General features: G+C 60.7%; 23 protein-coding genes. 8 read left to right on the plus strand and 15 right to left on the minus strand.

Annotation, left to right across the window (positions count from 1 at the left end; translation table 11 throughout):
* Window positions 1-70: 70 nt before the first annotated feature.
* Both AACY30_RS20680 and AACY30_RS20685 read left to right on the plus strand, forming a co-directional pair.
* Window positions 71-772 carry a response regulator transcription factor gene (locus AACY30_RS20680; protein ID WP_049708618.1) on the plus strand — a complete coding sequence of 234 codons (702 nt, stop codon included), beginning with the start codon at window positions 71-73 and terminating at the stop codon, window positions 770-772.
* A gap of 3 nt (window positions 773-775) precedes the next feature.
* The gene (locus tag AACY30_RS20685; RefSeq protein ID WP_339541047.1) at window positions 776-2,077 is read left to right on the plus strand and encodes an ATP-binding protein; all 1,302 of its coding nucleotides are present in this window, start codon (window positions 776-778) and stop codon (window positions 2,075-2,077) included.
* On the opposite strand, the gene AACY30_RS20690 is transcribed toward AACY30_RS20685, so the two are convergent.
* Genes AACY30_RS20690 through AACY30_RS20700 form a run of 3 tightly spaced genes read right to left on the minus strand, consistent with a single transcriptional unit; the run spans window position 2,078 to window position 3,830 of the window.
* A complete protein-coding gene (locus AACY30_RS20690; RefSeq protein ID WP_339541048.1) occupies window positions 2,078-2,746 on the minus strand; it encodes an anti-sigma factor in 669 nt (222 codons plus the stop codon).
* On the minus strand, window positions 2,743-3,258 hold the full coding sequence (locus tag AACY30_RS20695) for a sigma-70 family RNA polymerase sigma factor (protein ID WP_339541049.1): 516 nt from the start codon (window positions 3,256-3,258) through the stop codon (window positions 2,743-2,745). Before AACY30_RS20695 ends, AACY30_RS20690 begins: the two co-directional genes overlap by 4 nt.
* 50 nt (window positions 3,259-3,308) lie before the next feature.
* Window positions 3,309-3,830, minus strand: a complete 522-nt coding sequence (locus tag AACY30_RS20700) for a DUF3455 domain-containing protein (protein ID WP_339470873.1) — start codon at window positions 3,828-3,830, stop codon at window positions 3,309-3,311.
* A 140-nt stretch (window positions 3,831-3,970) separates the two neighbouring features.
* Between AACY30_RS20700 and AACY30_RS20705 the strand changes: the two genes are divergently transcribed.
* Both AACY30_RS20705 and AACY30_RS20710 read left to right on the plus strand, forming a co-directional pair.
* Window positions 3,971-4,741 (plus strand): class I SAM-dependent methyltransferase, encoded by a 771-nt coding sequence (locus AACY30_RS20705; protein ID WP_339541050.1) that lies wholly within the window; start codon window positions 3,971-3,973, stop codon window positions 4,739-4,741.
* Between the two features lie 91 nt (window positions 4,742-4,832).
* Window positions 4,833-5,618: a sulfite exporter TauE/SafE family protein gene (locus tag AACY30_RS20710; RefSeq protein WP_339541051.1), complete on the plus strand. Its 786-nt coding sequence runs from the start codon at window positions 4,833-4,835 to the stop codon at window positions 5,616-5,618.
* 287 nt (window positions 5,619-5,905) lie between these two features.
* Here AACY30_RS20710 and AACY30_RS20715 read toward each other — a convergent pair whose 3' ends face one another.
* Window positions 5,906-7,144, minus strand: a complete 1,239-nt coding sequence (locus tag AACY30_RS20715) for an acyl-CoA dehydrogenase family protein (RefSeq protein WP_339541052.1) — start codon at window positions 7,142-7,144, stop codon at window positions 5,906-5,908.
* 254 nt (window positions 7,145-7,398) lie between these two features.
* Between AACY30_RS20715 and sfnG the strand changes: the two genes are divergently transcribed.
* Window positions 7,399-8,484 carry a dimethylsulfone monooxygenase SfnG gene (gene sfnG / locus AACY30_RS20720; protein ID WP_339541053.1) on the plus strand — a complete coding sequence of 362 codons (1,086 nt, stop codon included), beginning with the start codon at window positions 7,399-7,401 and terminating at the stop codon, window positions 8,482-8,484.
* A 190-nt stretch (window positions 8,485-8,674) separates the two neighbouring features.
* Here sfnG and map read toward each other — a convergent pair whose 3' ends face one another.
* On the minus strand, window positions 8,675-9,430 hold the full coding sequence (gene map / locus AACY30_RS20725) for a type I methionyl aminopeptidase (RefSeq protein ID WP_339541054.1): 756 nt from the start codon (window positions 9,428-9,430) through the stop codon (window positions 8,675-8,677).
* Entirely contained in the window at window positions 9,430-9,630 is a 201-nt protein-coding gene (locus AACY30_RS20730) for a ParD-like family protein (RefSeq protein ID WP_314570019.1), read from the minus strand. The genes map and AACY30_RS20730 overlap by 1 nt, the downstream gene beginning before the upstream one ends.
* A gap of 276 nt (window positions 9,631-9,906) precedes the next feature.
* Here AACY30_RS20730 and ilvA point away from each other — a divergent pair, with 276 nt between their 5' ends.
* A complete protein-coding gene (ilvA, locus tag AACY30_RS20735; protein ID WP_339541055.1) occupies window positions 9,907-10,947 on the plus strand; it encodes a threonine ammonia-lyase, biosynthetic in 1,041 nt (346 codons plus the stop codon).
* Between the two features lie 226 nt (window positions 10,948-11,173).
* Entirely contained in the window at window positions 11,174-11,443 is a 270-nt protein-coding gene (locus AACY30_RS20740) for a DUF1652 domain-containing protein (RefSeq protein ID WP_339470881.1), read from the plus strand.
* Here the strand turns inward: AACY30_RS20740 and AACY30_RS20745 are convergent.
* From AACY30_RS20745 to AACY30_RS20785, 9 genes are all read right to left on the minus strand, one after another.
* Window positions 11,440-11,838 carry a hypothetical protein gene (locus AACY30_RS20745; protein ID WP_339470883.1) on the minus strand — a complete coding sequence of 133 codons (399 nt, stop codon included), beginning with the start codon at window positions 11,836-11,838 and terminating at the stop codon, window positions 11,440-11,442. The genes AACY30_RS20740 and AACY30_RS20745 overlap by 4 nt on opposite strands.
* Window positions 11,839-11,966: 128 nt before the next feature.
* The gene (locus AACY30_RS20750; RefSeq protein WP_339470885.1) at window positions 11,967-12,188 is read right to left on the minus strand and encodes a DUF2790 domain-containing protein; all 222 of its coding nucleotides are present in this window, start codon (window positions 12,186-12,188) and stop codon (window positions 11,967-11,969) included.
* 86 nt (window positions 12,189-12,274) lie between these two features.
* A complete protein-coding gene (locus AACY30_RS20755) occupies window positions 12,275-13,210 on the minus strand; it encodes a carbohydrate kinase family protein (RefSeq protein WP_339470887.1) in 936 nt (311 codons plus the stop codon).
* 12 nt (window positions 13,211-13,222) lie between these two features.
* Window positions 13,223-14,704, minus strand: coding sequence for a xylulokinase (xylB, locus tag AACY30_RS20760; protein WP_339470889.1), 1,482 nt, complete (start codon window positions 14,702-14,704; stop codon window positions 13,223-13,225).
* Between the two features lie 139 nt (window positions 14,705-14,843).
* Entirely contained in the window at window positions 14,844-16,325 is a 1,482-nt protein-coding gene (locus tag AACY30_RS20765; RefSeq protein ID WP_339470890.1) for a mannitol dehydrogenase family protein, read from the minus strand.
* A gap of 18 nt (window positions 16,326-16,343) precedes the next feature.
* Complete coding sequence (locus AACY30_RS20770; RefSeq protein WP_339470891.1) at window positions 16,344-17,447, minus strand: ABC transporter ATP-binding protein; 1,104 nt, start codon at window positions 17,445-17,447, stop codon at window positions 16,344-16,346.
* Window positions 17,448-17,486: 39 nt separating this feature from the next.
* Complete coding sequence (locus tag AACY30_RS20775; RefSeq protein ID WP_339418442.1) at window positions 17,487-18,317, minus strand: carbohydrate ABC transporter permease; 831 nt, start codon at window positions 18,315-18,317, stop codon at window positions 17,487-17,489.
* 10 nt (window positions 18,318-18,327) lie between these two features.
* A complete protein-coding gene (locus tag AACY30_RS20780; RefSeq protein WP_339541056.1) occupies window positions 18,328-19,218 on the minus strand; it encodes a carbohydrate ABC transporter permease in 891 nt (296 codons plus the stop codon).
* Window positions 19,219-19,306: 88 nt separating this feature from the next.
* Window positions 19,307-20,578: an ABC transporter substrate-binding protein gene (locus tag AACY30_RS20785; RefSeq protein WP_370467894.1), complete on the minus strand. Its 1,272-nt coding sequence runs from the start codon at window positions 20,576-20,578 to the stop codon at window positions 19,307-19,309.
* A gap of 307 nt (window positions 20,579-20,885) precedes the next feature.
* Here AACY30_RS20785 and AACY30_RS27610 point away from each other — a divergent pair, with 307 nt between their 5' ends.
* Window positions 20,886-21,161, plus strand: a complete 276-nt coding sequence (locus AACY30_RS27610) for a chitin-binding domain-containing protein (RefSeq protein WP_445261448.1) — start codon at window positions 20,886-20,888, stop codon at window positions 21,159-21,161.
* Window positions 21,162-21,213: the final 52 nt, after the last annotated feature.

The raw sequence follows: 21,213 nt of genomic DNA on the forward strand, positions 1-21,213 counted from the left end.
GGAGCGAGCAAGCCCGCTCCCACATTGGATTTATGTACGACCAATAAATGTATTTTCTGGAAACACCTTCATGCCCAACATCCTCCTGGTGGAAGACGACGCCGCACTCTCCGAGCTGATTGCCAGCTACCTGGAGCGCAATGGCTACCACGTCAGCGTGCTCAGTCGTGGCGACCATGTGCGTGAGCGCGCACGCTTGAATCCGCCGGACCTGGTGATCCTCGATCTGATGCTGCCCGGCCTCGACGGCCTGCAAGTATGCCGCTTGCTGCGCGCCGACTCGGCGGGCTTGCCGATCCTGATGCTCACGGCGCGGGATGACAGCCACGATCAGGTGCTGGGCCTGGAAATGGGCGCCGACGACTACGTGACCAAACCCTGTGAACCGCGCGTGCTACTGGCCCGTGTCCGCACTTTGCTGCGGCGCAGCAGCTTGTCCGAACCCCAGGCGGCCAACGACCAGATCGTCATGGGCAACCTGTGCATCGACCTGTCGGAGCGCACCGTGACCTGGCGCGAGCAGGCGGTGGAGTTGTCCAGCGGCGAATACAACCTGCTGGTGGTGCTGGCCCGGCATGCCGGCGAGGTGCTCAGCCGCGACCAGATCCTGCAACGCCTGCGCGGTATCGAGTTCAACGGCACCGACCGTTCGGTGGACGTGGCCATTTCCAAGCTGCGCCGCAAGTTTGACGACAACGCCGGTGAAGCGCGCAAGATCAAGACGGTGTGGGGCAAAGGCTACCTGTTCAGCCGTTCCGAGTGGGAATGCTGATCGATGGTTCGCGTACTGTTTCGCCTCTATCTGATCACCATCGTCACCTACAGTGCAGCGATTTACCTCGTGCCCACGCTGGTGATCCAGCTGTTCGAGCACCGCTACGTGAATTACAACATCGAGCAGACCCGCGGCCAGCAAAAGCTGATTGTCAAACAATACCTGCGCGCACCTGTGGAGCGCTGGTCACAGGTCACCGACCAACTGGGCCGCGAATTCGCGCCACTCAACGTTCAATTGCTGCTGCGCCAGGACGCCAGCTACACCCCGGCTGAGGAACAGCTATTGGAACAGGGCAAGTCGGTAGTGCGCCTGGGCGAATGGGGCTGGATGGAGCAAATCAGCACTCCGATCAATGAGCAATTTGTGGTCAAGCTGACGATACCGCCTGACCCGATGGACATGAACGTGCTGTATTGGGCGATCAACGTGTTGATTGTTGCGGCGCTGCTGGCCTGCCTATTGGTGTGGCTGCGTCCGCACTGGCGCGACCTGGAACGCCTGAAAAGCACCGCGGGGCAATTGGGCCAGGGCAATATGGCGGAACGCACGCGCATTCCGGCCAGCTCCAGTATCGGCAGCCTGGCTTCGGTGTTCGACACCATGGCCGACGACATCGAACACCTGCTCAATCAGCAACGCGACCTGCTCAACGCCGTCTCCCATGAATTGCGCACGCCGCTCACGCGCCTGGATTTCGGCCTGGCCCTGGCGCTCTCCGAAGACTTGCCCGAGGCCAGCCGCGAACGCTTGCAAAGCCTGGTGGCGCATATCCGCGAGCTGGATGAACTGGTGCTGGAACTGCTGTCCTACAGCCGCCTGCAAAACCCGGCGCAATTGCCGGAGCGGGTGGAGGTGGTGCTCGACGAGTTTATCGACAGCGTGCTGGGCAGTGTCGATGACGAACTGGAAAACCCCGAGATCGTCATCGATGTAGCGCTCGACTGCGCCGTGGAGCGCTTCAGCCTCGATCCGCGCCTCACCGCCCGCGCGCTGCAGAACCTGCTGCGCAATGCCACGCGTTACTGCGACAAACGCATTCAGGTCGGCGTGAAGATCTGCCCCAAGGGCTGTGAAATCTGGGTGGACGACGACGGCATCGGCATCCCGCCGGACCAGCGCGACCGCATCTTCGAGCCGTTCTACCGCCTGGACCGCAGCCGTGACCGCGCCACCGGTGGTTTTGGCCTGGGCCTGGCCATCAGCCGACGCGCCCTGGAAGCCCAGGGCGGCACCTTGACGGCATTGGCTTCGCCGCTGGGCGGTGCACGCTTTCGCGTGTGGTTGCCCAGCGTCGCCTGATCAGAGCACCTTGACCGCGCGGCCAATCGCCTGGATCGGCCCGGTGGGTTTGCCGGTCGGCGAGCCGCGCGGGTCTTCCAGGGTCAGTTCGAACAGCTGGTTCTGCGTAAGCGGCGGCAGCTTGTCCAGCGGCACCGACAGCGTTTGCCCGGGTTTGACCAGCCCCAGGGATACCGGCCCCTGCCAACCGTCACCCTTGGTCCAGAACTGCAGGGCCTTGTCCGTTGGCACTTCCATCACGCCCAGCGGGATCAACTGAATCTGCTGATTGTCACTGGCCTGGATCACCCAGCCCGGGGCCTGGCTTTGCGGCGCCACCAGCACCACCACAAAAGTCGGCTCGGCGGCGGGCGGGCGGGTCAGCAGCAGTCCGGCGAGGACCAGCGTAGTCAGCAACCCGGCGCCGGCCAGGCCGCGCCACACGGCCAGCAGGTCCCACCAGTGCGTGCGGGCGCTGGCGATGTTGCGTTCGATACGCCGCCACAACTCAGAGGAGGGTGGCACGGGCTGCGCCAAGGCGGTCAGCGGCAACAGACGCTGTTCCCAGGCGTCCACTGCGGCGCGTAATTCGGCGTCGTGCATGAGCCGTTGTTCCACCTCGGCGCGTTGTTCGGCGGGCAGGGTGCCCAGTACGTATTCGCTGGCCAGTTCGTCCAGTGGGTTGCTCATGCCATGCACTCCCGCAGCGCCGCGAGGCTACGTTTGATCCAGGCTTTGACGGTCCCCAGTGGGGTGTCCAGTTTCTGGGCGATTTCGCTGTGGGAATAACCGTCGACGTAGGCATGCAGGATGCAGGTGCGACGGGCCGGGTCGAGCTGCTCCAGGCAGAGGTGAACCCGCCCGGTGCGTGCGCTGAATTCAAAGGTGTCGGTTGCAGCGACTTGCTCGTGTTCTTCGCCCAACGGTACTTCGCGGTACTGGTTACGCACAACGTTGAGCGCCACGTGCCGGGTCACGCTGAACACCCAGCCACGCGCCGAACCGCGACTGGGGTCGAAACTGCCGGCACCGCGCCAGATCTTGATAAACGCGTCATGCAGGATGTCTTCTGCCAGGGACTTGTCCCTGGCGATGCGCAACGCCACGCCGAGCAAACGGCTGCTGTCCTGCTCATAGAGCTGGCGCAAGGCGCGTTGATCGCCACGGGCGCAGGATTGCAGACAGGCTTCGTAATCAAACACGTGGTGCTCCCCCCAACGATCAGCATTGGGGGCAGCGTAGCCGACTTTGCTCAGTTGGCCGCCCAGAAAATGTAGTCGGCCTGGTACTTCACCACTTCCTGCTTGCCCTTGTTGGCCGCCGTGCACGCGCTGCTCGGTGCCACGCCGCCTTTGAGGGCAACCCGCTGGATGTAACTCACGCCGCTCATCGCGCCCTTGCCTTCAGCCGGGTTGGCCTTGACCAATTGGTACGGCAGGTTGCCCGCACCCGACGGCGCCACGGCCAACTGAGTGCCGGTGATTTTTGAACCGTCCTTGGCTTGCCAGGTGGCAGGCGGGCCGAAATAGGTGCCGACTTGCTCGCCGCTGCGGTCATTCAACACGGCCTTGGGGCCGACGAAGGTCCACTCGGTCTGGCCGGCGGCGTTGGCTTTGTCGCGGCACTCGTAAGTGATTTCGCCGACACCGGTAGTTTCCAGCGCTACCTTGTGGCCGTCCGGTACCTTGATGCTGTCCGGCAAGCCGGTCTGGGCGAAGGCAGCGGGTGCGGCAGCCAGCAGGGTGGTGAGGCAGAACAGTGCTTTAGCGTTCATGGGTGTTTCTCCATTTCAGTAAAACAGCGGGGTGACTGAAAGGACTACCCAGGGTGCTTAGGATTGGATGCACGGATTAGAAAATAAATGTTTGAGGGCGCACACTGTGCCCCCGCTTTACCCCTGAGGAGAGATTGGCAATGACTGGTGTCCACGCGTCTGCTCAACAAGGTTTCTCCACCCAGGCCGTCACTTACGCTCAGGGCCGGCCGAATTATCCCAGGCAACTCACTGGCTGGCTCACGCAAACCCTGCGCATTGATGCCCAGTCGACAGTGATTGACCTAGGTGCCGGCACCGGCAAATTCACGCGCTTGCTCAGCACCCTGGCGCCAACGCTGATTGCCGTCGAGCCGCTGGCGGCGATGGGCGCGCAACTGGCTAAGCTGCTACCGGGCGTGCGCCTGGTGAACGGCACTGCCGAAGCCATCCCCCTGGCGTCCGCCAGCGCCGATGCACTGGTCTGTGCGCAAGCCTTCCATTGGTTCTCTACCGAGGCCGCATTGGCGCAAATCCATCGCGTACTCAAGCCCGGAGGGCGCCTGGGGCTGGTCTGGAATGTACGCGACGAATCGGTGGGCTGGGTGGCGGCAATCACCGAAATAATCACACCGTACGAAGGCGACACCCCGCGCTTTCATAGCGGGCGTTGGCGTGAAGCTTTCACTGGCAAGTATTTTTCCGATCCTGAAGTCACCTGTTTTTCGTACAGCCACGTCGGCAGCCCCCAGGAAGTGGTCATGGATCGCTTTCTGTCAGTGAGCTTTATCGCGGCGCTCCCAGCCGCAGAAAAGGCCAGCGTTACCGCGCAATTGCGCACCTTGATCGACGCCCATCCCGACTTGCGCGGGCGGGACACCATCGCCTTCCCGTATCAGACCCAGGCCTATGCCTGTCATCGCCTGCCATAAAAGGCATAAAGTCAGATCATATTGATATAAGTCGTTATAAGAAAAATCGCTATCCTGCGGCCAGAAATTTACAAGGCCGCAGGTAGCGTTGATGGAAGTGGGTAATGTTGGTTTTGTGATTGCCGGCCTGATCGTAGGTTTTATCGTGGGCATGACGGGGGTGGGTGGGGGCTCGTTGATGACCCCGATCCTGCTGTGGTTTGGCATCAACCCGGCGACGGCCGTGGGTACCGACTTGTTGTACGCCGCCATCACAAAGTCCGGTGGGGTGCTGGTGCACAGCAAGAACAAGAACATCGACTGGACCATCACCGGTTGGCTGACCCTGGGCAGCGTGCCTGCGGTGTTGCTGACCCTGTGGTTCCTGGCCAGCCTGCACACCGACCCCAGCGCGATGAACGCGGTGATCAAGCAAGCCCTCGGTGTGGTGTTGCTGCTGACGGCCCTGGCGATTCTGTTCAAGAAAAGCCTGTTGGCTTTTGCCCAGCGGCATGCCGGTGATGACTATCACATGAGCCCGCGCAACCTGAACATGCTGACGGTGGTGACCGGCGCTGTTCTGGGCACCATGGTTGCCCTGACGTCCATCGGCGCGGGCGCTCTGGGGACTGTGGCGTTGTTTATTCTATACCCGTTCCTGGCCACGCGGCGGCTGGTGGGGACCGAGATCGCCCACGCCGTGCCTCTGACCCTGGTGGCGGGGTTGGGGCATGCCAGCATGGGGAACATGGACTGGCATTTGTTGGGTTTTTTGTTGATGGGGTCGTTGCCGGGGATTTACGTGGGCAGCCATATGACGGGCAAGCTGCCGGACGGGGTATTGCGGCCGTGCTTGGCGGTTATGTTGATGACGATTGGTTACAAGCTCGCGTTCTGATTTTTGCTGGGCGGCGATGGGGGGTATCGCCGTTATTTGGGTAACGGCTACTTAGGGTTCCGCTCTTACAGCGGGTCACGTTGGAAAAGCCGGAATGCCGGCCCAGCCCAAAGTAACCAAAGGGCTCTTGCCCCAACACTCGGCGCCCTTAAAGCCGACCGGTATTCAAAGCCGGACTCGGTCAAACTGTGGGCGCTGGCTTGCCTGTGATGGCATCACCCCGCCGTAAGGGCGGAACCCTCCGCCATCACCCAAATAACGGATATACCCCCTACCAAAACCGCGACTCAACCCCGGCCCGGGCCATTCCCAATCTGCCAAACAAACGGCGGCTCAGCCCCATTGATCACCCAGTCCCCCACAACCCGCGCCTTATAGATCACCGGATTATGCGACGACACCGTCCGCGCATTACGCCAATGCCGATCCAGCGCTTTACCCTGACGCACATCCGAAGCCCCCAGTGCGTTGAACAATTCACTGGTAGCCCGCTGGATCAACGCCGACACCACCACCTGAGCCGTCGCCGATTCAATCTCGGCGGCCACATTGGCTTCACGCTCCACGGCATCATCCCCTCCAAACCGCGCCACGTACGCCCTCTGCGCCGGTAGCGTGGCTTTCAACGCACTCGCCTCGGCGGCATAGACCAACGCTGCCACGTCTCCCACCACCTGCTGAACCTGTGCGTCCTGGCTGACATGGGCCGCATTGCCATGGCTGTAGATCCGCTGGCGGCTGCGCACCTGATGCGCCACATCCCTCAGCGCTGCGCGTCCAATACCGGCCAGGCTGGCGAGCAGAACAAGCTGATAGAAGGCGGTCTGGTATTTGAACCGGCTGGAAAAGTCGATAACGTTTTCCGCCTCCACCACCGCCTCGGTAAAGCGCGACGTGCCGCTGCCCGTGGTGCGCTGGCCAAAGCCGTCCCAGTCGTCGCTGTGCACCACGCCAAGCTGGCGAGCGCGGGTGGCCGCGATCACATCGCCGCCGGTGTCGCTGCGTTGGGCGTACACATCGATCCAGTCGGCGAAAATGCTGCCGGTGCTGTAGAACTTTTCGCCGTTGAGTTTCCAAGTGTCACCGTCGGGGCTGACTTGGGTGACTACATCGCCGATGGCCACCTTACCGATTTCGGTCCAGGCGCAGCCGACGATATCGCCTTCCACAAAGCGCTTGAACCACAGGTCACGGCCAGCACTGGGGGGCGCGTTCAGGCGGTCTTCGGCAAAGGCGAAATGCCCGCGCAGGGCCTGGGGCACGTTGGAGTCGGCTTCGGCCAGCTCGATCAGCAATTCGAACAACTGCGGCAGGGAAGCACCACCACCGCCGTATTCCACCGGCACCCGTACCGCGCCAAAACCGGCCTCTTTGAGCCACTGGATGGGGTCATGGGGCAGGGTGCGCGTGTGTTCGCGCTCTACCGCGCCATCGGCGATGCGCTGGAAGATCGGTCGGAATCGCGCGGCTAACGTGGGGTAGTCGACGCCAATGGACAGTGGGTTGATGACGTGGTGGTCGCTCATGGGCAAGGTTCCTGGGCAGTGATCAGTACCGGGGTGATTGCACACTCCGTGCCGGGTGCCGGCGCCCGTATTTGCTGAAAAAAGCCCTGATGCACTGTTGCCCTGGCAACAGCTGATCGACAAACCTGCGCAATCCGCAACATCGGCCTCTGCCCCCAGCATTGGCGGCAACCCCCTTGGCCTGGGCGTTTCCCCGGCCTGGCACGCTTGCTGCTCAAGCGTTCGGTACATCCTTTTGTGCGAGGTACCGATTGATGAGTCAGCAAGCCGTGAAATTTGCCTATTGGGTGCCCAACGTCAGTGGTGGGTTAGTGGTCAGCAAGATCGAGCAACGTACCGATTGGGGTATCGACTACAACCGCAGACTGGCGCAACTGGCCGAAGCCGCGGGCTTCGAGTATGGCCTGACCCAGATCCGCTTCACCGCCGGCTACGGCGCCGAGAACCAGCACGAATCCGTGGCGTTCAGCCATGCGCTGCTGGCCGCGACCACCACACTCAAAGTGATCGCCGCGATCCTGCCCGGCCCGTGGCAGCCGGCGCTGGCGGCCAAGCAACTGGCGACCATCGACCAGCTCACCAACGGCCGTATCGCGGTAAATATCGTCAGCGGTTGGTTCAAGGGCGAGTTCCAGGCCATCGGCGAGCACTGGCTGGAGCACGATGAGCGCTATCGCCGCTCCGAAGAATTCATTCGCGCCCTCAAAGGCATCTGGACCCAGGACGATTTCACCTTCAAGGGCGACTTTTACCGCTTCAACAATTACACCCTCAAGCCCAAGCCCATCGGTCAGCCGGAGGTGTTTCAGGGCGGCAGTTCACGGGCGGCGCGGGACATGGCCGCGCGGGTCTCGGACTGGTACTTCACCAATGGCAATACCCCAGAAGGCATCAAGGCCCAGGTCGATGACATCCGCGCCAAGGCAGCGGCGAATAACCATTCGGTCAAGGTCGGCGTCAACGCTTTCGTGATCGCCCGTGACACTGAGGAAGAAGCCCGCGCGGTGCTGGCGGAGATCATCGACAAGGCCGACCCGGAAGCGGTGAATGCCTTTGGCGACGCGGCCAAACAGGCCGGCAAGGCTTCACCCGAAGGCGAGGGCAACTGGGCCAAGTCCAGCTTTGAAGACCTTGTGCAGTACAACGACGGCTTCAAAACCGACCTGATCGGCACCCCGCAGCAGATCGCCGAACGCATCGTTGCGCTCAAGGCGGTCGGTGTGGACCTGGTGCTCGCGGGGTTCCTGCACTTCCAGCAAGAAGTCGAGTACTTCGGCAAACGCGTGTTGCCTTTGGTGCGCGAGCTGGAGGCCAAGGCTGCACTCAAGCAGGTGGCTTAACGAATCCTTCAGGGTACGCAGGCTTTTGTAATGAGCGGGCTGCCGCGCGCTGGGCCGCAGTGTGGTCTTCGTAATAGTCGTTGGTCAGCGCAAATCGCCGGTAACCCTTGCGTTCAACAGAACCAGGGCTGGTGACCCGGCGATGATCCAGCGTTTTGAGCTGACCGATGGCAAGCGCCGCCCGTTTGGTTCAGGAGGGGGGTTGAAGGGTCAGGACTTCGAAGCCATTCGCTGTCACCGCCACGGTATGCTCCCACTGCGCTGACAGGCTGTTGTCCTTGGTCACCACGGTCCAGCCATCCTTCAGGCTGCGCACTTTACTGCTGCCCTGGTTGAGCATCGGCTCAATGGTAAACACCATGCCTTCGCGCAGTTCCAACCCGGTGCCGGGGCGGCCGAAGTGCAGGATCTGCGGTTCTTCATGCATCTGCCGACCAATGCCGTGGCCGCAGTACTCGCGGACCACGCTGTAGCCGTTGGCTTGCGCGTGGCTCTGGATGGCATGGCCGATATCGCCCAGGCGGGCGCCGGGCTTGACCTGGCGGATGCCGGCCCACATGGCCTCAAAGGTCATTTCCACCAAGCGCCGGGCTTTGGGGGCGACGGTGCCGATCATGTACATCTTGCTGGAGTCGGCGATAAAACCGCCTTTTTCCAGGGTGACGTCGATGTTGATGATGTCGCCGTCCTTGAGAATCTCCTTGGCGCTGGGCATGCCGTGGCACACCACCTCGTTGATCGACGTGTTGATGGAGAAGGGGTAGTCATACTGGCCAAGGCTGGCAGGGCGGGCCTTGAGCTCATGGCGAATGAAGGCTTCGACGGCGCTGTCCAGCTCCAGGGTAGAGCGGCCGGCGGCGACAAAACCGTCGAGCATGCAGAAGACCTGTGCCAGCAGGCGTCCGGCTTCACGCATCACGGCCAGTTGCGGGGCAGTCTTGATCATCAAGTGCGCCCCCGTATCAGGTCGGGCTTGTCGAGCAACAGTTTGTTGATCAACGCGTTGTAGGGCAGGTTGGGGTTGAGTTCGGCAAGCAGGCCGATCTTGATCCAGAACTCGGCCTGGGCGTTGATGGAGCGGTCCATCGCGGCGCTGGCCAGGCGCAGTTGTTCGTGCAGTTGGTCGGTGATCTTGACGATGCCCATGATGTTCACTGTGCGGTATGAATATACAAATCGTATACGTTTCGTATATCCATCGTAAAGCCCCGGATGCTAAATGGTGCTTCATCATTGACGAAGTCACGGGCCGCCGGTTAGTTTCGTCACATGACCTTTCAAACCGTGTGCAGCCAGCAGAACATTATTATTACCGCCATTCCTCATTTGGCGGGATAGCGCACGGCTGTACCCATACCCGCCCTAGAGGCGGGTTTTGTTTTTCCGTCTCCCGGGCCCTTTACAAGAAGCCAGGAGATACCTATGAGCACCTGTACCGCGCCTCACACCGCCGACCCGGGCCTGCTTGAACACTATGTGAAGAAGATTCTCGCCGCCCCGGTGTATGACTTGGCGGTGCGTACGCCCTTGCAGGCCGCCCCGGCGTTGTCAGCGTTGTTGGGTAACCAGGTGCTACTCAAGCGTGAAGACCTGCAACCGACCTTTTCCTTCAAAATCCGTGGCGCCTACAACAAGTTGGTGCAGCTCACGCCTGAGCAAAAGGCGCGTGGCGTGATCACGGCCTCCGCAGGCAATCATGCTCAGGGCGTAGCGCTGGCAGCAAAGGCGTTGGGGATCCAGGCGCGGATCGTGATGCCGAGCACCACGCCGGAGTTGAAAGTAGTGGGCGTACGTTCACGGGGCGCCGAAGTGGTGCTGCACGGGGCGAATTTTCCCTTTGCCCTGGCCCACGCGCTGCAGTTGGCCGAGTCATCCGGGTGCACCTTCGTTTCGCCTTTCGATGACCCGGAGGTGATCGCCGGCCAGGGCACCGTGGCCATGGAAATCCTGCGCCAGCAGCAAGGCTCGTTGGGCGCGATCTTCGTGCCGGTTGGGGGCGGTGGCTTGATCGCCGGCGTGGCGGCCTACGTCAAATACCTGCGCCCCGAAGTGCGCATCATCGGCGTCGAGCCCGAGGGCTCCAGTTGCTTGTTGGCGGCGCTGCGGGCCGGTGAGCGGGTGGTGCTGCCCAGCGTTGACGGGTTCGCCGACGGCACGGCAGTGGCGCAGGTCGGCGCCTATGGGTTTGAAATCTGCCGGGACTGGGTGGATGAGGTCATCACCGTGAGTAATGACGAACTCTGCAGCGCAATTAAGCTGATCTACGACGATACGCGCTCTATCACCGAGCCTTCAGGCGCTTTGGCGGTAGCGGGGATTTGCAAGCACGTTGCTGAACGTGGCGTGCGCGGGCAGACGCTGGTGGCGATTAATTCTGGAGCCAATATCAACTTTGATAGTTTGCGATATGTTGCTGAAAGGGTGATCGCGCACGGTGCTGTCTTCCACAACGTAGCGGGTTAAACGTTTAATCGAAGCTGTTCGATGATTATTTAACAGCCTCTATCAGTTCAAGTTTTAGTTATATGAAATCGACGCCTGCTTATGAGGAATCGTTACAACGAGGTCGGATTTTGCCGAGTAGGCTTGGGTGTCATAAGCGTCTTCCAAGGTCGGTAAGGCGCGGCGAGCAGGCGCTCGCTGGATTCACAACAATCTGTTGGCAGTCGCAAGAAAGGAGAGGTTGACCATGCTTTCGGAATTAGAACTTCGCAGCATTATTGAAGGAAGTTTCCTGCCCAAACGGTGTGAATGCACCAAAGCCGAAGATGCTTCGCTGACGATCAAAGTCTATGACGACCGCGACCGTGATCGGGTGGATTTGGAAGTCAAAGGCATAAACGCTGACAAACTCGACAGCAGCCGAGCCCTCTGCAACCTGATCACCGGTTTGCGTGAAGACCTCAAGCACACCCAGGCACCCGTCCTGAAACAAGTGTCAGGGCGAAGCTACAACTAACGTGACGCCTGAGGTTGGACGACCGCAGACCTGTGGGCCTGGATAAACGCCAGGCCCAATACGGTTTCCGTTCCCACCGCCAGCAGAATGCCGGGTCCGGCATTGCCGTTTATCCATTCACTGAACCCCAGCGCCGCCAACACCAGGCATCCGGTGATAAAACCGGTGGTCATGGCGCGTCGCGTATGGGAGGGCGGTGCATAGCGAGCGAGATAAAACATCACGCCGATGGCCAGGAACAGCGCCGCGTTACGTCGGGCAACCAGGCCCGTGGGGCTGGTGTACTCCACGCTCCACAGCCACAACATCCATTCGGGGCGCAGGCCCCATATCAAGGCCAGGGCGAAGCAGAGCAAGGCGGTACAGAGGGCGAGCGTGTGAAAGCGCAGTTGCATGGCGAGTCCTTTCAGCCGTTTGACGAGCGCGCAAGGATATCCCGTGTTGACGCATTACGCCGCCCTTATCTGCAGCCTGCTCAGTTTAGGAACAGGCAAGCCTCGGACATTTTTTTGTAGCTCACGTCTTAGACTTTGCCCGCCTTATCCAAAAACTTGATATCGGCCTTGATGACTTTGCATTCGTCGGTCGGGGTTTCGTTCATCGCCAGGACCTTGTCGATATTCATCGGCATGCCGTACTGGTAAGGCGCGGGTTTGGCAGTGGCGGGTTGATCGTCGGCCTGGGCCAGGCCTGAGGCTGCGGCCAGCGCCAAAGCGCTGCCGAGCATTGAAGTGCGTAGTGTCATAGGGGGACTGCGCAAGTGGGTACGACTTGGCTGCCGACTTGCGGGATTAACCATCGATTAATGTTACTTGGCTGACAAAACCTTCATCAGAGCTGCTCGCGATACGGCAGGTCGGGCCCGGTCTTGGCACAGGTCAGGGCAGCGGCGCGAATGGCGAAACCCAGCATGGCATCAATCTGCGCGCGCGTGAGCTGTTGCAGGCCTTGCACTGAATCCAGCTGCTGCTCGGTCAGCCAGGCAATCAAGGCGGCCTGGAAGGTATCGCCGGCGCCCACCGTGTCGGCCATCACAACCTTGACTGCGGGTGCAGACCAGGTGCCATGCTGACGGCTGAATACGCTGGCGCCATCGCCACCGCGTGTCAGGAACACTAACTGACAACGATGTTGCAGCCAGCCCTGCAGCACGCTCTCGGGCGACTGGTCGGGGTAGAGCAGGTGCAGGTCTTCATCGCTGACCTTGATCAGGTCGGCATGCTTGGCCAGCTCGGCGACACGGTCGCGCCACAGTTGGATGTCCGGTTGCGGGTTGAGCCGCACGTTGGGGTCGAGGCTGATCAGGCGCTTGCCGCTTTCGCGTTTGACCAGGCTCAGCAGGGTGTCGCCAATCGGCTGCACCACCAGCGAGAAGGAGCCGATATGCAGGCCGCGAATGTCATCGCCCAACTCCGGCAGGTGGGCGATTTCCAACAATCGATCGGCACAGCCTTCGCCGCGGAAGTTGTACTGCGGTGAGCCATTGGCGCCGACGGCGACCATCGACAAGGTCGTCGGCGCGGCAAATTCCACCAGGAACTGCTCGCTCACGCCTTCATCCTTGAGCACCTGCAACAAGCGGCACCCCAGGAAGTCGCTGGATAAACCGCCAAACAGCCCGGCTTCGATACCCAGGCGACGCAACCCGACGGCGACGTTGAACGGCGAACCGCCGGCAATCGCCTTGTAATTGACCTTGGAAGCCTGCCCGCTGGCATCTTCTTCGCTGAAAAAATCAAACAGCGCTTCGCCACACACCAGATACATAGTCGTTCGCTCTTAAAGGGTTGCCACAAGCTGCTGATAGCGCTCGTATGCCTGTTGATAGGCGCTGACATTGGCCGCCACCGGGAGGGTCCGGCTGGCCGGGTCGACGCTCACGCATTTGTCGCACAGGCTGGCCAGGGGTTCGCCGGATTGACTCCACGCCGCCTGGATCGCCGCGCCCAGGGCTGCGGCTTCGCTTTGTTCAGTGCAGATCACTTCGGTGTTCATGATATCGGCGACCATCTGCCGCCACACAGGGCTTTTCGAACCGCCGCCGATCAGGCGGATGCTGTGGCTTTGCAGGCCGGTCTGGCGCAGCAGGTCGAGGCCGTAGCGCAGGCCGAAGGTGGTGCCCTCGACCACCGCGCGACACAGGTTAGCGCGGGTCAGGTTGGTCATGGTCAGGCCATGCAGGCTCCCCGTCGCGTGGGGCAGGGCGGGCACGCGTTCGCCGTTGAGGAAGGGCAGCATGCTCACGCCCTCGGCCCCGACAGGGGCGTGTTCGACCAACGCATTGAACGCGGCCAGGTCGAGGTCGAAGAGCTCGCGGATCACCCCGGTGGCATTGGTCAGGTTCATGGTGCAGATCAGTGGCAACCAGCCGCCGCTGGACGAGCAGAACGTGGCGACCGACGCCTGCGGGCTCACGTTAGGCTGGTCGGCGAACGCATACACGGTGCCCGACGAACCCAGGCTCATGGTGATCACGCCTGGGGCAATGTTGCCGGTGCCGATGGCGCCCATCATATTGTCGCCGCCGCCGCTCGAGACAATGGCGTTGGGGTTGATGCCCAGGCGTTCGGCGACAGCGGGCAAGAGAGTGCCGACGGGTTGATCGGCCTCGATCAGTTCCGGCAAGGCGTGTTCCAGGCGACCGCTCGGGTCGATGTGCTTGAGCAGCGCCACATCCCACTCACGGCTGCGCACGTTGAAATACCCCGTACCGGACGCATCGCCGTATTCCGCGACCGCGCGACCGGTCAGCCAGTAGTTGAGGTAGTCGTGAGGCAGCAGGATGTGCGCGATGCGCGCGAAAATGTCCGGATGCTGTTCGCGGGTCCACAGCAGCTTGGACACGGTGTAGCCCGGCGCAATCGCCACGCCGAGGCGTTCCAGCGAACCACTTTCGCCACCGAGGTGGTGCAGCAGGCGGTCGTTCTCCGACGCAGTTTCGGTGTCGCACCACAACTTGGCCGGGCGTAGCACCTGACCTTTCTCGTCCAGCAGCACCAGGCCATGTTGCTGGCCGGAAACACCGATGCCGAGGATGTCCTGGCCATCCACACCGGCCTGTTGCAGGGCGCGGTGGGTGGCTTCGGTGAAAGCGTCCAACCATTCCTGGGTGTGCTGTTCGCGACGGCCATTGGCGCCGCTGATCAGCGTGTGCGCCGCCGCGCCGAGGCCCAGCACCCTGCCGCTGGAGGCGTCGAGGACGATGGCTTTGGTGCCCTGGGTGCCGCAGTCGATGCCGAGAAACAGGTTTTGCTGGGTCATGAGGATTTGCTCAGCAGTATTATTTTTTGAATTGGAAACCCTATCAACTGTGTGTGTGGCTTGCCTGCGATGGCGGTGGTCCAGTTAGCCATGATGTGGCTGATAGATTGCTATCGCAGGCAAGCCAGCTCCCACATTTTTAATTCGGTTTCTTCAGTAGGTGTTGCAGTGTTTCGGTGACACCGTTGTCACGCAAGCTGACAAAGCACCGCTCGAAAGCTGCCACAAACGCAGGCGAGTTGGGAATAGCTGTACCAAAAATCTCTTCCACCCCCAACAGGCGTTTGCTGATCAGCGCGTCATCGCTCACCAGTCCCTGGCAAAAATCAGCCCGCGGATCCGGGATCTTGTAGCTCACCCCGTTCTCATCCACACCTTTCAAATACAGCGCCCAGGCCGCCACCACCAACGCGGCGCGCTCGGTCTCGCGGCCATCGGCGATCAACCGGTTAATGGTTGGGACGGTGAACTTGGGAAACTTCGACGAGCCGTCCGAGCACACGCGCTCCAACTGATCGGCAATCGCCTGATTGGAGAAGCGATCCACCAAGGTCTGCTTATAGTCCGTCAGATCAATACCCGGTACCGGCGCCAGGTTCGGCGTGACATCAAGGTCCATGTAGGCACGCATGTAAGCGACAAACACCGGATCGTTCATGGTCTCGTGAACAAACCGATAGCCCTTGAGAAAGCCCAGGTAGGTCAGTGCCAAATGACTGCCATTGAGCAGGCCGATCTTCATTTCTTCATAAGGCGTGACGTCATCGGTGAACTGCACGCCGACCTTTTCCCAGGCCGGGCGTCCGTTGACGAATTTGTCCTCCAGCACCCACTGCACGAAGGGTTCGCACACCACGGGCCAGGCATCGTCGATGCCGTGTTCGTCGTGCAGTTGCAGGCGGTGGGCGGTGCTGGTCATGGGCGTGATGCGGTCGACCATGGCATTCGGGAAGCTCACATGGGCCTTGATCCAGTCATGCAACTCGCCATTGTGCAGGGCGGCGAAGGCCAGCAGCGCTTTGCGCGTGACAGCGCCATTGTGCGGCAGGTTATCGCAGGACATCACGGTAAACGCCGGGATGCCGGCGGCGCGGCGTTTGGTCAGGGCGGCGCAGATAAAGCCAAATACGGTTGTCGGTGACGTGGGGTGCGCCAGGTCGTGCTGGATCTGCGGCAAGTGGGCCATGAACTCGCCATTGCTGTCGTCGATGCAGTAGCCGCCTTCGGTGATGGTCAGCGAGACGATGCGAATCTGCGGGCTGGCCAGTTTGTCGATCAGCGCCTGGGCGCCGTCTTCAGCCAGCAGCATGTCGCTGATCGAACCGATCACGCGCACCTCGGTGTCGTCGGTGTCGCCCAGCTCATACAGGGTGAACAGGTAGTCCTGGCCAGCCAGATCGTCACGCGCCTTGCGGTCCTCGCTACGCAGGCCGACGCCACAGATGCTCCAGTCCAGGCCTTCGCCCGTGTTCATCAGCGCATCGGTGTAATACGCCTGGTGCGCGCGGTGAAAGCCGCCGACACCGATGTGCGCAATGCCCTGGGACGTGCTGGCAATCGCATAGGTTGGCAGCTTCACTTGCGGTGCCAACTGGGTGAGGTTCTGTTTATTCAGCTTCATGACGGAATACTCGCGAGATCAGGCGGCAGCGCGCAGTGGGCGGGCCACGGCAACACCGTCGGTGTCGAACAGATGGCAGTGCGCCGGGTCCAGGTGCAGGTGCAGCGTCTCGCCGTACTGGCTGGCCATGTCGCCACGAATCCGCATGGTCAGCGGCTCGCCGTTGGCGGTAATGACGTGGCAGAAGGTGTCGCTGCCCAGGCGTTCGCCGACATCGGCGGTGACGGTCAGCGTGGTTTGCCCCGGTGCGGCAATTTCCAGGTGCTCAGGGCGGATGCCCAGGGTCACTGCACTGCCGACGCTCAAGCTGGCACCGCTCAACGGCAGGCTGATGGTGGTGCCAGCGTCCAACTGCACATCGCAGCCTTGGCTTTCGATACGGGTGACCGTGCCCTTGAGGAAGCCCATCTTCGGCGTGCCGAGGAAACCCGCGACAAACAGGTTGGCGGGCTGGTGGTACAGCTCCAGTGGCGAACCGACTTGCTCGATACGGCCGCTGTTCAACACCACGACCTTGTCGGCCAGGGTCATGGCTTCAACCTGGTCGTGGGTCACGTAGATCATGGTCGCCTGCAGCTCTTTATGCAGGCGCGCCAGCTCCAGGCGCATCTGCACGCGCAGGGCGGCGTCGAGGTTGGACAGCGGCTCATCGAACAGGAAGATCTTCGGGTTACGCACAATCGCGCGGCCGATCGCCACACGCTGACGCTGCCCACCGGACAGCTGCTTGGGCTTACGCTCCAGCAACGGGCCCAGCTCGAGAATGCGCGCCGCTTCGCTGACCTTGCTCTCCACCAGCTTCTTGTCGATACCGGCCAGGTCCAGCGCAAACGACATGTTCTTGCGCACGCTCATGTGCGGGTACAGCGCGTAGGTCTGGAACACCATGGCCAGGTCACGCTTGGCTGGGGTGACTTCGGTGATGTCGCGGCCATCCAGCTCGATGGTGCCTTCGCTGACTTCTTCAAGGCCCGCGATCAGGCGCAGCAGCGTGGATTTACCGCAGCCCGAGGGGCCGACGAATACGACGAATTCCTTGTCGTTCACTTCCAGGTCGATGCCCTTGATGATGGAAAAGCCTTCGAAGCCTTTTTGCAGATTCTTGATTTTCAGGTGGGCCATGGGATGGGCCTCCGCTTTGAATTTTTTATTAGGCAGCCGTTACTTCACGGCGCCGAAGGACAAACCGCGCACCAGCTGTTTCTGGCTGATCCAGCCAAAGATCAGGATCGGCGCGCAGGCCAGGGTCGAGACGGCGGACAATTTGGCCCAGAACAAGCCTTCAGGGCTGGAGTAGGAGGCGATCAACGCGGTCAGCGGCGCGGCGCTGGACGAAGTCAGGTTCAGCGACCAGAACGCCTCGTTCCAGCACAGGATCAACGACAGCAACACCGTGGACGCCAGGCCGCCCTTGGCGATCGGCAGCAGGACGCGGACCATTTCCTGCCACAGAGTGGCGCCATCCAGGCGGGCGGCTTCGAGGATGTCCTTGGGAATGTCCTTGAAGTAGGTGTAAACCATCCACACCACGATCGGCAGGTTGATCAGGGTGTAGATGATGATCAGCGCAATGCGCGTATCCAGCAGGCCCATGCTCTTGGCCAGCAGGTAGATCGGCATCAGCACGCCTACCGGCGGCAGCATCTTGGTAGAGAGCATCCACAACAGCGTGCCTTTGGTACGTTTGGTTTCGTAGAACGCCATGGAGTAGGCGGCCGGCACCGAGATCAGTAGGCATAGGGCCGTGGCGCTGAAGGAAATCAGCACCGAGTTCCACGCATAACTGAAGTAGTTGCTGCGCTCGTTAATGTGCAGGTAGTTCTCCAGCGTTGGCGTGAAGATGAACTGCGGCGGCGTGGCGAACGCATCGATTTCGGTCTTGAAGCTGGTCAGCACCATCCAGAAGATCGGGAAGAAGATCAGGATCGCGATGGCCCAGGCCAATGTGCCAAGCAGCAGGCTTTGCAGCCGGCGGGATTGTTGAAGCGTCATGGCGCGGCCCTCAAGGCTTGTCAGTCAGGTTTTTGCCGATCATCCGCACCAGGATGATCGCCGCGATATTGGCGATGACCACGGCAATCAAGCCGCCGGCCGAGGCCATGCCCACGTCGAACTGCACCAGCGCCTGGTTGTAGATCAGGTAGGCGAGGTTGGTCGAGGCGTAGCCGGGGCCACCGTTGGTGGTGGTGAAAATTTCGGCGAATACCGAGAGCAAAAAGATCGTTTCGATCATCACCACCACGGCAATCGGGCGGGCCAGGTGGGGCAGGGTCAGGTGCCAGAAGATCGCGATGGCGCCGGCACCGTCGAGGCGCGCGGCTTCCTTTTGCTCCTGGTCGAGGGACTGCATGGCAGTCATCAACAGCAGGATCGCGAAGGGCAGCCATTGCCACGACACAATGATGATGATCGACAGCAAGGGGTAGTGCGCCAGCCAGTCCACCGGCTCGGCACCGAAAAACTTCCACACGGCGGCGAGAATCCCCGACACCGGGTGGAAAATCAGGTTCTTCCAGATCAGCGCACCGACGGTGGGCATAATGAAGAAGGGCGAAATCAACAACACCCGTACCAGGCCGCGACCGAAGAACTCACTGGCCTCCAGCAGGGCACTGATCAATACGCCGAACACCACGCTGATCAGCAGCACGCTGCCTACCAGCAACAGAGTATTGGTGGCACCTGGCAGGAAGCCCGAGTCGGTGATGAAGTAGGTGAAGTTCTCCAGCCCCACGAATTGGTTTTCGCCGGGGTAGAGCAGGTTGTAGCGGATCAGCGAAAAGTACAGCGTCATGCTCAGGGGCACGATCATCCACAGCAGCAACAAGGCCACCGAGGGGCTGACGAGGAACCAGCTGGGGTTGGCCAGACGGTTTTTGGGTGTTGTATTCATGGTATTCGAGACCGGTACAGAGCAAGAATCGGAGTGCGGTCAAATGTGGGGGCAGGCTTGCTCCCACATTTACAGTGGAAGGCTCACCTTACTTGGGGTAACCCGCCCGCTTCATTTGACGCTCGGTGTTGGTCTGCGCGGCGGTCAGTGCAGCATCCACCGTCTGCTGACCGGTCAGAGCGGCCGAGAAGAACTTGCCGACCTGGGTGCCAATTGCCTGGAACTCAGGAATGGTGACCAACTGGATACCGATATACGGCACCGGCTTGAGCGTTGGTTTGGTCGGGTCCGCCACTTTCAGCGATTCCAGGGTTACCTTGGCAAACGGCGCGGCCTTCATGTACGCGTCGCTGTAGGTCGACTTGCGCGTGCCAGGGGGTACGTTGGCAACGCCGTCGGTCTTGGCGACCAATGCGCCATATTCCTTGGAGGTGGCCCAGGTAGTAAACACCTTGGCGGCGTCCTTGGCCTTGGAGCTGGTAGGGATTGCCAGGCTCCAGGAGTACAGCCACGACGTACCTTTGTCGGTTTTTTCGTGCGGGGCAAAGGTGAAGCCGACATGGTCAGCCACTTTGCTTTGGGTGTCGTCGGTCACAAACGAGCCGGCGACGCTGGCGTCGACCCAGATTGCGCACTTGCCGCTGTTGAACAGCGCCAGGTTTTCGTTGAAACCGTTGCTGGAGGCACCCGGCGGGCCGGATTTCTTCATGTTGTCGACGTAGAAGTTCAGCGCCTCCTTCCATTCAGGGCCGTTAAATTCCGGTTGCCACTTCTCGTCGAACCAGCGCGCCCCGTAACCATTGGCCAGGGTGGTGATCAGCGCCATGTTCTCACCCCAACCGGCTTTGCCGCGCAGGCACAGGCCGTATTGCTCTTTGGTCTTGTCGGTGAGTTTGCTGGCGAATTCGCCGATCTGGGTCCAGGTCGGGTGCTCGGGCATGCTCAGCCCGGCGTCCTTGAACAGGTCGGTGCGGTAATAAGTGATCGAACTTTCGGCGTAGAACGGCAGGGCATACAGCGAGCCTTTGACAGACAGACCGTCACGCACCGAAGGGAATACGTCATCGAGGTCGTAGGACGCCGGCAAGTCCTTCATCGGCTCCAGCCAACCCTTGGCACCCCAAAGTGCTGCTTCGTACATGCCGATGGTCAACACATCGAACTGTCCGCCCTGGGTAGCAATGTCAGTGGTCAGGCGTTGGCGCAGTACGTTTTCTTCGAGCACCACCCAGTTCAACTTGATTTCCGGATGCTCGGCCTCGAAGGTTTTCGAAAGCTTTTGCATGCGGATCATGTCGCTGTTGTTGACGGTCGCAATCGTCAGGGTTTGCGCGCCAAGGCTGACGGCGCTGAGGGTCATGCAAGAAAAGGCAATTAGAGCTTTTGCTGTGAACTTCATCGCGCACTCCATTTCTGCGCCCAGGGGCTACAGAAGGACAGTTATTGTTGTTGTGTCTTCCACGACAGCAGGAAGAGTGTGCGTTGATTACAGCCCTCAAATGGCGCTGTGACAAATCCTTGGGAGCACTGGGACTGATACTTTTTTGCACTGGGTCTGCAAAATGTTCAACGGCGCCTACAGTGGCGCCGACCTGTTAGTTCTGACAGTAGACGCTTATGAGCACTGGAGGGTTAATGGTTCGGCACAACCCAACCAGGAGATGTTTATGAACGGTTCTCGCGTAACTCTCAAAAACAACGCAGTCTATAAGACTGTACTGGGCTTTATCATTGCTGTTTCTCTCGGTGCTTGTACAACGGAACCGCCGGAGTCACGAGAGCCTGCTTGTACTAAGGCCGGTTATTTTAAAAGTACTGATAGAGTCGGGGGGTACTACCGGTGTGTATGGAGCGCTCAATCTAACCGATGGCTTCAATTCCCTTACACTTGCCCCGCGGGGCATGAATTCAGCGAGCAGTTACAAAGATGTGTAAGGCCTTGATTTTCCCCCCAGGGTCTATTCATCGGTAGGATAAACAAGTGAGTGCGCAGGG

The sequence above is a fragment of the Pseudomonas sp. RA_5y_Pfl1_P24 genome (assembly GCF_963970945.1).
GTDB lineage: Bacteria > Pseudomonadota > Gammaproteobacteria > Pseudomonadales > Pseudomonadaceae > Aquipseudomonas > Aquipseudomonas tritici.